11 protein-coding genes are annotated in these 13,624 nt (G+C 69.4%); 2 read left to right on the top strand and 9 right to left on the bottom strand.

The window, feature by feature from the left end; genetic code table 11:
* Position 1 precedes the first annotated feature (1 nt).
* From ACZ6ZP_RS24810 to ACZ6ZP_RS24790, 5 genes are all read right to left on the bottom strand, one after another.
* A complete protein-coding gene (locus tag ACZ6ZP_RS24810) occupies positions 2–964 on the bottom strand; it encodes an NAD-dependent epimerase/dehydratase family protein (protein WP_469408428.1) in 963 nt (320 codons plus the stop codon).
* Between the two features lie 15 nt (positions 965–979).
* Positions 980–3,718: an alpha/beta fold hydrolase gene (locus ACZ6ZP_RS24805; protein ID WP_469408426.1), complete on the bottom strand. Its 2,739-nt coding sequence runs from the start codon at positions 3,716–3,718 to the stop codon at positions 980–982.
* A 153-nt stretch (positions 3,719–3,871) separates the two neighbouring features.
* On the bottom strand, positions 3,872–5,035 hold the full coding sequence (locus ACZ6ZP_RS24800; RefSeq protein ID WP_361467366.1) for an ATP-grasp domain-containing protein: 1,164 nt from the start codon (positions 5,033–5,035) through the stop codon (positions 3,872–3,874).
* 357 nt (positions 5,036–5,392) lie between these two features.
* Positions 5,393–6,931 carry an alpha/beta hydrolase gene (locus ACZ6ZP_RS24795; protein ID WP_469408425.1) on the bottom strand — a complete coding sequence of 513 codons (1,539 nt, stop codon included), beginning with the start codon at positions 6,929–6,931 and terminating at the stop codon, positions 5,393–5,395.
* Between the two features lie 212 nt (positions 6,932–7,143).
* Positions 7,144–7,839 carry a DUF4232 domain-containing protein gene (locus tag ACZ6ZP_RS24790; RefSeq protein WP_469408424.1) on the bottom strand — a complete coding sequence of 232 codons (696 nt, stop codon included), beginning with the start codon at positions 7,837–7,839 and terminating at the stop codon, positions 7,144–7,146.
* Between the two features lie 256 nt (positions 7,840–8,095).
* Here ACZ6ZP_RS24790 and ACZ6ZP_RS24785 point away from each other — a divergent pair, with 256 nt between their 5' ends.
* Positions 8,096–8,395 carry a hypothetical protein gene (locus ACZ6ZP_RS24785; RefSeq protein WP_351169524.1) on the top strand — a complete coding sequence of 100 codons (300 nt, stop codon included), beginning with the start codon at positions 8,096–8,098 and terminating at the stop codon, positions 8,393–8,395.
* A gap of 496 nt (positions 8,396–8,891) precedes the next feature.
* Here ACZ6ZP_RS24785 and ACZ6ZP_RS24780 read toward each other — a convergent pair whose 3' ends face one another.
* The gene (locus ACZ6ZP_RS24780; protein ID WP_469408423.1) at positions 8,892–11,288 is read right to left on the bottom strand and encodes an ATP-binding cassette domain-containing protein; all 2,397 of its coding nucleotides are present in this window, start codon (positions 11,286–11,288) and stop codon (positions 8,892–8,894) included.
* A gap of 246 nt (positions 11,289–11,534) precedes the next feature.
* The gene (locus tag ACZ6ZP_RS24775; RefSeq protein ID WP_469408422.1) at positions 11,535–11,945 is read right to left on the bottom strand and encodes a VOC family protein; all 411 of its coding nucleotides are present in this window, start codon (positions 11,943–11,945) and stop codon (positions 11,535–11,537) included.
* Positions 11,946–12,063: 118 nt separating this feature from the next.
* Between ACZ6ZP_RS24775 and ACZ6ZP_RS24770 the strand changes: the two genes are divergently transcribed.
* Entirely contained in the window at positions 12,064–12,654 is a 591-nt protein-coding gene (locus ACZ6ZP_RS24770; protein WP_469408420.1) for an SMI1/KNR4 family protein, read from the top strand.
* Between the two features lie 67 nt (positions 12,655–12,721).
* Here ACZ6ZP_RS24770 and ACZ6ZP_RS24765 read toward each other — a convergent pair whose 3' ends face one another.
* Together ACZ6ZP_RS24765 and ACZ6ZP_RS24760 are read right to left on the bottom strand one after the other, a co-directional pair.
* A complete protein-coding gene (locus ACZ6ZP_RS24765) occupies positions 12,722–12,799 on the bottom strand; it encodes a 50S ribosomal protein bL37 (protein ID WP_370443954.1) in 78 nt (25 codons plus the stop codon).
* A 107-nt stretch (positions 12,800–12,906) separates the two neighbouring features.
* Positions 12,907–13,536 (bottom strand): cysteine hydrolase family protein, encoded by a 630-nt coding sequence (locus ACZ6ZP_RS24760; RefSeq protein ID WP_351169536.1) that lies wholly within the window; start codon positions 13,534–13,536, stop codon positions 12,907–12,909.
* Positions 13,537–13,624: the final 88 nt, after the last annotated feature.

The raw sequence follows: 13,624 nt of genomic DNA, 5'->3' as shown, positions 1-13,624 counted from the left end.
ACTAGCGCTCCCCTCCCTGCTCCGCCGCCTGCTCGCCGGCGTACGCGTCGATGCGGTCGCGGTACTCCTCGAACAGCTCGGCCAGGGTGCGGGCGATGCCCGCCTTCCAGCCGACGGAGCAGTCGCCGATCAGGCCCCGGCGCACGTCGTGGTCGAAGATGGCCGTCTCGCGGCTGTAGTCGCTGCGGTCCAGCTGGAGAGGCACACCGGTGAGCGCGGACATGTACTCCAGCAGGTCGGTCATGCCGACCTCCTCGTCCCCGCCCCAGTTCACCACCCGCGCGGGGGTGTGCGCCGCGCCCCACAGCAGCGGCACCTGCCGGACGAGGTCGTCGGTGTGCAGCAGGTTGCAGTAGTTCTGGCCCTGCCGGGGCACCGCGCACGGCTGTCCCCTGCGCATCTCCTTGAACAAGATCATGGGTACGCCGCCGTGGCCGTACGGGCCGTAGGCGATGTTGAGCCGGGCGATCACCGTCGGCAGGCCGAGCGCTTCGGCCAGGCCCCGCGCCACCCCCTCGGCGGCGAGCTTGCCGACGGGGTAGGTCGGCAGCCAGGGCACCGCCCCGCCCACGGCGTCGTTCTCGCCGTAGCGGTGGGTGCTGTCGGCGCGGTTGTAGACCACTCCGGAGGAGACGTACAAGAACGCCGCGGCGCCGGAGCAGTGGGTCATCAGGCGTGCGGTGCCCGCGGCGTTGACGCGCGCGGTCTCCGCGAAGTCCTTGCCGTCGCCCCGGTGCACCGCCGAGTGCAGGACGTGGGTGAAGTCCCGTGGCAGGTCGGTCAGTTCGTCGGCTGCCATGTCCCAGGTGAAGGTGCGGGCGCCCATCTTCTCCAGGGCCTTGCGGGCGGCCGGGTCGCCGAACCGGCCCAGGCACCACACCTCGTTGTCCGGGGCGAGCGCTTCGGCGACGGGCATCGCGACCTGTCCGGTGCCGCCCGTGACGAGAATCTTCTTGCCTTGCATTTCCGGTGTCCGTCCTTAGCCGAGCGCTCGGGTCAGTTCATGCCGCAAGGTTGCCTGGAAGGTCTGTACGTGCTGCGGGCTCATCAGGGTGTAGTGCTCGCCGTCGACCTCGATGTACTGGTTGGGGTTGCGGGTGAAGTCGTCCCAGTGCCGCAACTGGCCGTCCAGCCATGCCTGTTTGGTGCCCTTGAGCGGGGTGCAGTAGAAGACGCGTACGTCGTCGACCGTCCCCGAGGGTTCGTAGGTGCGGCCCAGGTGCACCATGTTCTGCGCCAGGTGCACCCAAGTGGTGAACCGCTCGACGGTGAGGTCGAGTTCGATCAGGCGCCGTTTCGGCGCGTGGTCGACGAGGTGGGCCAGCTGGTCGGCTTCGGGCAGGGGGCGCAGGGTGGCGGTCAGCCCTTCGATGTCGGCGGCGGCGATCAGTTCGAGGAACAGCGCCAGGTTGATCGCACCGTCGGTGAAGGTGATCTCGTTCATGCGGCCGGAGATGCTCGGCGGCAGGTTGAACACGCCCACGAACTTGACCTCGTCGCCGTCGGCCTCCAGCCGTTTGGCGATCTCGAAGGCGACGGCGCCGCCGTAGGAGTAGCCCGCCACGGCGTACGGGCCGCTCGGCTGGGCCCGCCGGATCGCGTCCACATAGGTGGTGACCATCTCGTCGAACGACGTGAAGTGGCTCTCGCCCTGCCCGAACCCGCGCGCCCGCAGCGCGTAGAACGGCCGCTCGCCGGTGAAGTACTTGGCGAGATTGACGAAAACCAGCACCTCCCCCAGGCCGGGATGGACGCAGAACAGCGGCGTTCCGTCCCCGGTGACCTGCAGGGGCACCAGCGGGTCGTAGGCACCGTCCCCGCCGGCGCCCTGCGCGGCGGTCAGGCGGCCGGCCAGGGCGCGCACGCTGGGGGCCTGAAGGAGCGTGGACATCGGCACGTCGTCGATGCCGAACTCGGTCTGTATCTCCAGTTTGAGCCGCAGCACGTCCAGCGAGGTGCCGCCCAGGTCGAAGAAGCTGGCGGTCGCCGGGACTTTCTCGCTGTTCAGTACGCGCGCGTAGACATCGGCCAGGGCGATCTCGACGTCGCCTTCCGGCGCCACGTAGCCGCCCAGGAAGCGGGTGCTCACCGCGTCCGACCGGCGGGCGGCCTCGTCCAGGGCGCCCTCCTCGACGGCCGCGCGCAGCCGCGAGCGTTGGATCTTGCCGAGGTTGCCGCGGGGTATCTCCGCCTCGGCGACGGGCAGGATCAGCTGGGGCCGAAAGCCCCAGTGCATCACCGTGGAGCTGCGGATCGCCACGAGGGCCCGGTAGACGGCCGAGTCGTCGGCCGGGTCGCCCGCGGGGACGAACGCGACGGCGAGCTGTTCGGAGTCGGCGCCCTCGGGCCGGATCGGGAAGGCCGCGACCTGCCCGCGCCCGACCCCGTCCAGCTCGTCGAGGACCGCTTCCAGGTCGTGGCTGTAGTAGTTGACGCCGTTGACGATGACGGAGTCCTTGGTCCGGCCGACCAGCGTCAGCCGGCCCCCGGCGTCCAGGCACCCCAGGTCGCCGGTGCGGAACCAGCCGTCGGGGGTGAACGCCTGGGCGGTGGCCCGGTCGTTGCCGAAGTACCCGTCGGTGACCATCGTGCCGCTCAGCTGCACCTCACCCGGGTCGCCCGCCGTGGGACCGTCGGTGGAGGCCAGCACCGTGCCGTTGCCGTCGACGATGCGGATGCGCAGTCCCCGCACGGGACGGCCCAGCGGAGGGAACTCCGTCTCCAGGTCGCGGGTGGCGAATTCACGGTTGAAGACGCTGCCCGCGCACGTCTCGGTCATCCCGAACGCGGGCACGATCACGTCGCGGCGCAGTCCGTAGGGGGAAAGGGCGTCGAGGAATGCCCGGACGGTGCCGGTCACGGTGGCCTCGCCGCCGGAGATGATGTGCCGCACCTGCGAGAGGTCCAACTCGTCCAGTGGTACGGGACGTTGGGCGAGAGCCTGGTTGATCTGCCCGAACAGGAAGTTGGGCGTGAACGTCACCCTCACCCGGTGGGCCGCGAGCAGCCGGAGGAATTCCACCGGGTCGGCGAGGACCGTGGCCGGGGTCGCCATGACCTGGTCGGCCCCGTTGAACATCGGCAGCAGGTTCGCCTCGATCGCGGCGATGTGGTCGGCCGATATCCAGTTCAGCGAGGTGTCGTCGGGCCCCAGGTCCAGCGCACCCGCCTTCCCGGCCTGCGCGGCGAGGAGGTTGGCGTGGGTGAGCCTGACCGCCTTGCTCGCTCCGGTGGACCCGGAGGTGAGCATCAGGACGGCGAGATCGTCCGGGGCGGGCGCATGCGGCTGACTGGGCTCGGCGGAGGCGTGGCTCAACTCCTCGACCGTCACGGCCCGCAGGCCGATGTCGGGCAGGTCGCCGTGGGACTCCTTGGACGTGATCACCAGGGGGTCGCCCAGGAGTGTGCGCAGGTGTTCCAGCTGCGCACGCCACCGGGCGGGGTCGGCCGGCGGCGCGACCGGGCAGGGCACGACACCGGCCAGGACGCATCCCCAGAAGGCCCGGAAGAAGTTCTCGGGGTCATGGGCGGAAATGAGCACCCGCTCGCCCGGGGAAGTGCCGTTGTCGCGCAGCCCTTGGGAAATCCGGCAGGCGCACTCCCGCAATTCCGCGTACGAGAGGAACGAGCCGCCGATGAAGGTGATGCCTCGCGATGTGTCCCGCGCCGCTCGCTCGAGCAGCTGCGGGAGCGTCGAGACATGACGTTGGTCCGGCATAGGGATGACGACCTCCGATCAGAGAAAAGCACCATGGCTGAGAACCGGCTCAGGCCTGGGCGCGCCGCGGCGCCCGATATGACGTGCCGAGCTCGGGATTTCTCGCAGATCCAGAATTTCTCGCAGAAACCGCCCGCGGGTGCGGGACTTGGGTCAGCCGCCGACCTCGTTGAAGCGCACGATTTCGTCGATCGTCTTCTGCAGCTTCAGTTCGTCCGGGTCGGAAACGATCGCCTGTCCGAAGCGACCGTAGGGCCCGATGGCCCCGTCGGGCGAGAGAGGATATTCGATCTCGTCGAAGGTGAAGTTGCGCTCGAAATCCTGCTGGGTCAGCGTGCCGTCGCTGGAGCGGCGCAGGAGCAGGTATCCGTAGAACCGCTCGGGCGTGCCGTTGTCCGGGATATCGGCAGGCTCTTCTCCGAGGGCCAGGCTGATTTCCACGTCGAAGAGGTCGACGCCGAACGTCAATTGGTTGACCTGCGGGGACAGTGCCCCGGGGAGGCGGATGGCGCACTCGCCGAAAGTCAGTCCGGCTTCCTGCGCGAACGCTTCCATGTGGAAGACGCAGTCAGGGGCGTCGAGGCTCTCCAGCGCCTGCCCGGCGAGGGCCTCGGCCTGCTGGAACAGTTCCGGGTGGAGCCTCTTGTCCAGGATGTGCGCGGACAGGATGCCGCCCTCGACGGCGCTGAGCGGCGCGATGTGGTTGCTGCTCAGGGACGACCATCGCAGGCGGCCGCCCCTCCAGATGCCGTCCATGTAGACCTCGGGGGCGTCGACGAAGGACTCGGCGACGATCTCGACGTCCGACCGGCTCGGGAACAGCTCCAGGGCGCGCGCGTACTCGTCCGAGGAGCGGACAACGGTCGTGCGCTGCGATCCGGCTCCGGTCGCAGGCTTGATGACGAAGACGTCTCCCAGGTCTTTGGAGAGCTCCAGGAACGACGTGTCCTTCGATACGTAGCGACAGCGCGCCCGCTTGATGTGCGGTGGAAGCCTGCTCTTCTGGAGGTACTTGTCCCGGAAATAGAGGGCCGCCTTGGAGTCGGCGTTCCCAGGAAGATGCAACTGCTGCCGCAAATAGGCTGCCGCAAAAACGCCCATTTCATGGACGGTGAGCACACCTGCCACATCATCAATATCGGCGGCGAGTACCGCTCTCAATACTTCCTGGACGTTCTCCATGTCGGCGACACGTTTGAAGCGCCGCCCTTTCGGCGCATTTGCGGGCGCCTGAACGATATAGCAGACGTCAAGTCCTCGGCTCTGGAGCGCCTGATCGAGGTCGCCCCTATATCCGATGACAATCACCGTCGGCATGCTTGTCTCCCCGTATTAGAGCTAGCCAACCAACACGGTGCATCGTGTCACACGAGATCCAGCCATGTGGATATGCCCAAGCATGATCATTTCCCTGACGAGATGTGATTTAACTCACAAGTAAAGCTTTAGTCGAATGGGCATGAAATGGCCCGCACCGGCCCTGTCCGACGAGACGCATTCATGGGACACGGTCGGCACACAGACGATGAATTCAGCCGGTACGGGAAAACAGGACCCATATGGCACCGCATATGCGAGATGAGACAAGAAGGTCCATGCCGTACGTGAACCGGAGCGGGCCGCGGCACTCGCCGCCGCCCGCTCCGGGTGACCGTCAGGAGGTGGTACCGGTGCTCAGCCCAGGGGCCCCGGGGCCGGCAGCGAGGACGTCACCCGCCGCTCGCCGGGGGTCGCCCGGCACGTCACGTCGGCGGCCGGGAGCTTGCCGGTGGCCAGATAGGAGTTGGCCGCAAAGTCCGCGCACGGGTTCGTGCCGTACACGCCGTGCCCCTCGCCCTCGTCGACCGTCACCATGCGCGAGCCCTTCATCTGACCGTGCAGGGCCTGCGCGGTGACCAGCGGGGTCTGCGAGTCCCATTCGTTCTGCACGATCAGCGCCGGGACCGTGTTGTTCACCTCGGTGGCGGGCTCGACAGGCCGGTCCCAGAAGGCGCAGGGCAGGACACCGGAGGCGAAGTCCCCGTACAGCGGGTAGCGGTCCGCGTCACGGATCGAGTCCCTGCGGTACGTCTCGGGATCGCGCGGCCAGGAGGAGTCACCGCACACCACGCTGACGGTGGCCGAGACGTCGGGCTCCGGCGGGGGCTCGGGGAGATCCTGGGCCTTGGCCCTGCCCCCGGCGGCCTCCTTCAGCCGCACGACCTGCCGGGCCGCGTCGCGGACGGTGAAGAGGTTCGGTCGCACCTGCTCGCGCACCCCGGCGCCGTCGAGCGGGACGCCGTCGATGACGATGGGGTCGCGGTCGGCCCTGGCGACCAGAGCCCAGAAGCTCTTGCCCACCTCGGCCGGTGTGTCGCCGAGCCGGTACGTCGCGTCGCGCGCGGCGGTCCACTTCGTCCACCGCTGGAACGCCCGCTCGGCCTCCGGGGCCCAGATCCGGAACATCCCGCGCCACATCAGCTTCGGGTCGATGGCGCTGTCGAGGACGAAGCGGTCGGCCCGCCGGGGGAACAACTGCGTGTAGACGGCGCCGAGGGCGGTGCCGTACGAGACGCCGTAGTACGAGATCTTCCGCTCACCCAGGGCCGCCCGCAGGACGTCCATGTCGCGTGCCGTGTTGCGGGTGGTGATGTGCGGGAGCTTGTCCCCCGCCTTCGCACGGCACTTGTCGGCCACCGACCTGGCCAGCGCGACGTTCTTGTCGAACGTCCGCAGCGGGCGCAGCAGCACGTTCTCCTCGGGGCTCAGCCCGCACTGGACGGGGGTGCTCCGGCCGACTCCGCGCGGGTCGAACCCGATGAGGTCGTAGCGGTCCTTCACCTGGCGGGGCAGCTGCCGCTCCAGCTCCAGCGGCATCTCCAGGCCGGGTCCGCCCGGGCCGCCCGGGTTCGAGAGCAGGACGCCGTGGCGCTTGCCGGGGGCGCTGGTCTTCAGCCTCGATATCGCGATGTCGATCTTCTTGCCGCCGGGATCACGGTAGTCCAGCGGAACCTTCAGGGTCGCGCACCGCAGGGCGGCGGGGGTGCCGGCCCCGCACTTCCCCCAGACCGGCTTCTGCCGGGCGTACGGGCGCAGGGGGTCGGCATCGGCTGCCGCGGAGGCGGGCGTTGAGCGGGCCGAGGGGCTTGCTGTGGCCGGCGCGGCGGCGAGCGCGGGGGCCAGAGCCGCCATCACGCTCACCGCGAGCAGCGGGACGAGCGGGCGTCTTTGCATGCGGACGATCCTTCCGATCGGCACTGAGGAACAAGAAGGATCATTTCTGGCGAGCGGGCCGCGCGACTCATCCCCTGAGCCAGAGTCTGTCCAACTCACGTGCCATACAGGTGAGTTGTCCGTACTCCGCTGGTAGGAGTACGGACAGGACGAAGCCCCTGAGGGGCTGGGCCTCACCTTCACCTGGGATCAGTCGCACCGGGCACGACGCCTCAGAACTCGTCTGCGCCGTTGCGCAGTTCGGGGGTCCAGTAGCCGGTCTTCGCGACCGCGTCGTCGACCGCGATGCCGCCCTGCGGCGCGCTGACGGCCTTGCTGCCCTCGGCGGGCCCGTCGGCGGCGAAGAGGTTCACGTTGAAGGAGGTGACGGCGCGGTTCTCCTCGTCGACACCACCGTTGTTGATCCGCACGGCCGCGTAGGCGGGGGCGCCGGCGTTCAGCACCACGGGAGTCGCCGGCTTGCTCTTGGCGACGGCCGGAACGTCCTTGGCGGTCTGGATGTCGCCGAACGCGATCAGCGGGTACTGCAGCAGCGTGCAGGTGCGGCCCGAGACGTTCGTGGCGGTCAGCGTGATGTGCGTGGTGGGCACTCCGTCCTGCTTGGCCGCGGAGATCCGCACGTCGTCGGCGGCACAGACCCGAGCCGCGGCGGCGGGCTTCTTCTTGGCACCGGTCTGCGCGGCGGAGCCGGAACCGTCCGAACCGGAGGTGGCCGAACCTGACACCTCCGAACCACCGGCGTCCGTGGCCGCGTCGCCCTTCGCGGACGAGGCGGCGGCGCCCTTCTGCGACGAGGCCGCCCCCTCGTCCTGCACGCCGCCACCGCCGCCACACGCGGTGAGTGTCAGGCCGAGCGCGGCAAAGACGGAGGCGGCGAGTACGGCAGGGCGGCGGATGGAGGTACGCATGTGGGGGCTCCCCGAATGAGGTGGTCGATGCCAGGTGCGGTGAACTGGCCTGCCCACAGCTTCGATCCGCGCGCTGGCGTCCCGCTCACGTCTCACTGATGCCTCGCTGACGCCCTGCGCCCCGGCGCCCCGGCGGGTCCCTGCATGCCGGTGGATTACTGCGTTCGGGTGTCTTGGCGGACCGGGTGCAACCAGATGGCCGCCCATCCGCTTCCTGTCCGACACAGGCATCGCCCACCGTCGTGAGGAAGCCGCCATGACTTCACCCGCCACCGTCCTGCCGACCGTCAACTGGGACGCGGAGGCCGACTTCCTGCTGCCCCCGCCCGACCCGACGCAGCGTCTGGACATGGCGGCCCCGACCGTCCTGACGCCCCGTGACCGGCACCGCCTGACCCTGCACGCCACGCTCACCACGGCCGGAATCCCGCCCCACCCCGACGACACCAAGGCAATCGACGCGCTGAGCACGCTCGACGACACGGTCGCCCTGGCGATCTGCCGCTGGCTCAGCACCCATGCCCATCCGGCGACCCCGCTCACGCAGCTCACATGACGCGCCGCGCACGCACGGGTCAGCCTCTGTGGAACAGGTCCTGCGGATCGACGCGCTCCCAGCGCGAGCGCGGGGCGGGCGCCCGCGGCACTTCCCGTTGTTGGGCACGCCACTCACGCACCAGCGCGTCGTAGATGGGGGATGGTGAAAAGACTTCCCCGCCACCGGCCCTTGTCTCGGCACGGGGCGGCCGCGGCGAAGGAACCCCGTTCCCCGCATCGCTCATGCCCAGTACAACGATCCTTTCCGCTCCCGGCAACGCCGCCCTCGCACCGGTCGGTTCCGGCGAGAGGAAGTGGGCGAGCAACTCCAGGAATGCATCAGGCATTGGGCCCGTGGCATGCGCATGCCACGGGCCCAATGGAGCATTCAGAAGCAGATTACTGACTCCGCGTACCGTCCGTGCCCGGTCTTCGCATTCGTACCCAAACGGTAGAAGTCGAGCGACAGTTCGGTACTGCGGGGCATTGCCGCCAGCGGGCCCGCAGGGCCTGGCTCAGGTGCCCACGTACGCCGAGAGGTGTTCGCCGGTGAGCGTGGAGCGTTCGGCCACGAGGTCGGCGGGCGTGCCCTCGAAGACGATCTTGCCGCCGTCGTGGCCCGCACCGGGGCCGAGGTCGATGATCCAGTCGGCGTGCGCCATGACCGCCTGGTGGTGCTCGATGACGATGACCGACTTCCCGGAGTCCACGAGCCGGTCGAGCAGGCCGAGCAGCTGCTCGACGTCGGCGAGGTGCAGGCCGGTGGTCGGCTCGTCGAGGACGTAGACCCCGCCCTTCTCCGCCATGTGCGTGGCCAGCTTGAGCCGCTGCCGCTCGCCGCCGGAGAGCGTGGTGAGCGGCTGGCCGAGGCTGATGTAGCCGAGCCCGACGTCGGCGAGCCGGTCGAGGATCTTGTGCGCGGCCGGCGTGTGCGCCTCACCCGCGCCGAAGAACTCCTCGGCCTCGGCCACCGACATCGCGAGCACCTCGCTGATGTCGCGGCCACCGAACTTGTACTCGAGGACCGAGGGCTGGAACCGCTTCCCCTCGCAGTCCTCACAGGTGCTCTCGACACCGGCCATCATTCCCAGGTCGGTGTAGATGATCCCGGCGCCGTTGCAGTTGGGGCAGGCACCCTCGGAGTTGGCACTGAACAGCGCCGGCTTCACGTCGTTGGCCTTGGCGAACGCCTTGCGGATCGGGTCGAGCAGTCCGGTGTACGTCGCCGGGTTGCTGCGCCGCGACCCCTTGATCGGCGCCTGGTCGACGGACACCACACCCTCGGCGGCGGGGATGGAACCGTGGATCAGTGAGCTCTTGCCGGAACCGGCGACGCCGGTGACGACGCACAGCACGCCCAGCGGGACATCGACGTCGACGCCCCGCAGGTTGTGGCGGGTGGCGCCGCGGATCTCCAGCGTGCCCGTGGCCTCGCGCACCGTCTCCTTGAGCGCGGACCGGTCGTCCAGGTGGCGGCCGGTGACCGTGTCACTGGCCCGCAGCCCCTCTACGGTGCCCTCGAAGCAGACCGATCCCCCCGCCGTACCGGCGCCGGGGCCGAGGTCGACGACGTGGTCGGCGATCGCGATGGCCTCGGGCTTGTGCTCGACGACGAGGACCGTGTTGCCCTTGTCGCGCAGCCGCAGCAGCAGGTTGTTCATCCGCTCGATGTCGTGGGGGTGCAGGCCGATGGTCGGCTCGTCGAAGACGTACGTGACGTCGGTGAGCGAGGAGCCGAGGTGGCGGATCATCTTCACGCGCTGCGCCTCACCGCCCGACAGCGTGCCCGCCGCACGGTCGAGCGAGAGGTAGCCGAGGCCGATCTCCACGAACGAGTCGAGGGTCTGCTGAAGTGCGGTGAGCAGCGGCGCCACCGACGCTTCCTTGAGGCCGCGGACCCACTCGGCCAGGTCGCGGATCTCCATCGCGCAGGCGTCGGCGATGCTGATCCGCTTGATCTTCGAGGTCCTCGCGCCCTCGCTGAGCCGGGTGCCGTCGCACTCGGGGCAGGTGGTGAAGGTGACCGCCCGCTCCACGAACGCCCGGATGTGCGGCTGCATCGCCTCCTTGTCCTTGGCAAGGAACGACTTCTGGATCTTGGGGATCAGCCCCTCGTAGGTGAGGTTGACGCCGTTGACCTTGACCTTGACCGGCTCCCCGTAGAGGAAGTCCCGCAGCTCCTTCTTGGTGTACTTGCGGATCGGCTTGTCCGGGTCGACGAAGCCCGACTGGGCGTAGACCTGCACGGTCCACTGGCTGTCCGACTTCCAGCCCGGGATGGTGAACGCGCCCTCGGAGAGCGACTTGGAGTCGTCGTAGAGCTGGGTGAGATCGATGTCGGAGACCGAGCCCCGGCCCTCGCAGCGCGTACACATGCCGCCGGTGCGGTTGAAGGTGGCCTTCACGGTCTTGGTCTTGGCGTCGCCGCGCTCGACGGTGATGCCCCCGCTCGCCCGGACCGACGCGGTGTTGAAGGAGTACGCGCTGGGCGGGCCGATGTGCGGCTTGCCCAGCCGGCTGAAGAGGATGCGCAGCATGGCGTTGGCGTCGGTGGCGGTGCCGACCGTGGAGCGGGGGTCGGCGCCCATCCGCTGCTGGTCGACGATGATCGCGGTCGTCAGGCCGTCGAGTACGTCGACTTCGGGCCGCGCCAGCGTCGGCATGAAGCCCTGCAGGAAGGCGCTGTAGGTTTCGTTGATCATCCGCTGCGACTCGGCGGCGATGGTGCTGAACACCAGCGAGCTCTTGCCCGAGCCGGAGACACCGGTGAACACCGTCAGTCGGCGCTTGGGGATCTCGATGCTGACGTCCTTGAGATTGTTCACGCGCGCGCCGTGCACACGGATCAAGTCGTGGCTGTCGGCGGCGTGGAGCGCAGGCGACTGCGTGGTCCTTTTCTTGGCGGGGCTCATGGTGTCTCCATCTGTTTCGGGCGGAGCCGCCTGCGCGGGCTCCGCCGGTGTCGCCTGGCTCGATCTGGCTCGATCTGACTGATCATCGTCGAGCAGTACGTTTGGTTCTACTTCTTTGGCGTGGCGGCGGCAATGGTTCGCCGCCGGTCCGATCGACGGGGGCGGAAGTGGGGGTCATGCCTTCCGCGTCTTGCCTCCGCGTCAGGCCTTTCCCGCAGGCCGCGGCCGTGATCGGCCCCGGTCGGCTCAGCGGTGTTCCTGGATGCGGAGCAGGTTGCCCGCGGGGTCGCGGACGGCACCGTCACGAACGCCGTAGGGCTGCTCGGTGGGCTCCTGGACGATCTCGGCGTCCCTGGCCCGCAACCGCGCGAAGACGCCGTCGAGGTCGGCGGTGGCGAGGAGGATGCCCGCGTAGGTGCCCTTGGCCATCATCTCGGCGATCGTGCGGCGCTCGGCGTCGGTGATGCCGGGGTCGGTGGCGGGCGGCTGCAGTACGAGGGAGATGCCGGGCTGCTCGGCGGGGCCGACGGTGATCCAGCGCATCCCGTCGTACCCGACGTCGTCGCGGACCTCGAAGCCGAGGGTGTCGCGGTAGAAGGCCAGGGCGGCGTCCGGGTCGCTGTGCGGGAGGAAGGTCGCGTGCAGGGTGACGTCCATGCCCAGCACGCTAGATCTGGCCCCGGGCGGACGCTTCTCGATTCCTGATCGGTCCGTCCGGACACCTGCCGCGCCCGCGGGACGGCGTCCGACGAGAACCCTCGCCTAGGCTCGGCCCATGACAGAGCCGCCCCTCTCCGAGGCCGAGATCGCCGAGGCCGAGCAGGAGCTCGGTGTTTCCTTCCCCGAGGACTACCGGGCCTATCTGCGCGAGGTGAGCGCGGGCGGGGCACTGGCCGGGCTGGGGCGGACCGGTCGCGGCTGGTGGTGGGCCGGGAACGACGCGTCGCGGCGCGCGCTGCTGGCCGTGCCGTTTCCGCACCCCGACTCCTACATCGCGGCCGACGACGAGCTGATGGCGCGCGAGCCGCGGGCCGAGGCGTTCGGCGACGAGACCGGGTACCTCGCCGCGTGGCGTGCCTGGGATGAGGAGGTGGGCAGGTTCGAGGACCTGAAGACTGCCGGTTCCGTCGTCGTGCAGGAACACGGCTGCGGCTTCTCCACCCTGCTGGTGCTGACCGGGCCGCTGGCCGGCACGGTGTGGTGGGACGGGCGGGCGACCTGCGACCTGATCGTCCCCCTCTCCCTCGACCAGGTCGGCGGTGCCCGGCCGGTCCGGTTCGCGGAGTGGCTCAGGCACGGCTCGTGGGCGCTGCTGCCACCGGGCTGGGGGCCGCCGACTCCGTCGGCGCCTGTCGTTCCCGGCTGAGGACTCCCCCGGGACATGCCTCGGGGGCGGCACCTCAAGGTGCCGCCCCCGATCGCCGCGCCCGCCGTCAGGACTGGGGGCGGCTGCCGTGGTTCGCGCCGTTCTTGCGGCGGGCCTTCTTCTTGCGACGTCGCTTCGAGGACATGGATACCTCCGTGGTTCCGGTGCAGCTTCCCGGGCTCGAGCCCGGGCGATCATGCGACCCCTACCCACCACGACGCCTGGTAATGACGTGGCCTACGTCACCCGTGTTCAGGCAGGGATCGCGTCGACGGTGGGCACGACGGTGCCGAACAGGTCGGTGATGGTGGTCAGGGCGGCCGTCTGGAGCGCGGCGGCGGGCAGGACCGTGCCGTCCGGGGCGGTGAGGGCGCGGGTGGCGGTGGCCTCGGCGACGACGGTGGGGCGGTAGCCGAGGTTGAAGGCGCCCTGGGCGGTGTAGTTGACGCACATGTGCGTCATGAAGCCGGCGAGCAGCAGGTCCTTGCCGCTGCCCGGGGCGATGCCCAGGTCGCTCAGCGTCTTCTCCAGCTCGGTGGCGTGGAAGGAGTTGGGGAACTGCTTCACCACGACCGCCTCGCCGTCCACCGGGGCGACCTCGTCGCTGATGGCCCCGATGTGGGCGCGGATGTCGTAGGGGGTGTTCTCGCCGCCGTCGTTGAGGATGTGGACGACCGGGGTGCCCGCGGCGCGGGCGCGCTCCAGGAGGCGGGCGCCTGCCGCGAGCGCCGTCTCGGCGCCGTCCAGGGCCATGACGCCGGTGCGGTAGGTGTTCTGGAAGTCGATCATGATCAGGGCGGATTCGCTCAGCCGGGGCGGCTGGTCGTCCAGGCCGATCACGTCGCGCAGGGTCGTGGAGGGCTGATTCGTGTACGTGCTCATGGGTGGGGTGCCTTTCGGGTTTCGCGGATGAAGGACGGCATGAGGCATGGCGAAGCCGCAGGGCTCGCCTGCATGCGCCAGGGACGTT

This window comes from Streptomyces sp. NPDC054047 (assembly GCF_055585065.1).
The sequence above is the reverse complement of the archived record's forward strand: the minus strand, read 5'-3'. Positions and strand labels throughout refer to the sequence as shown.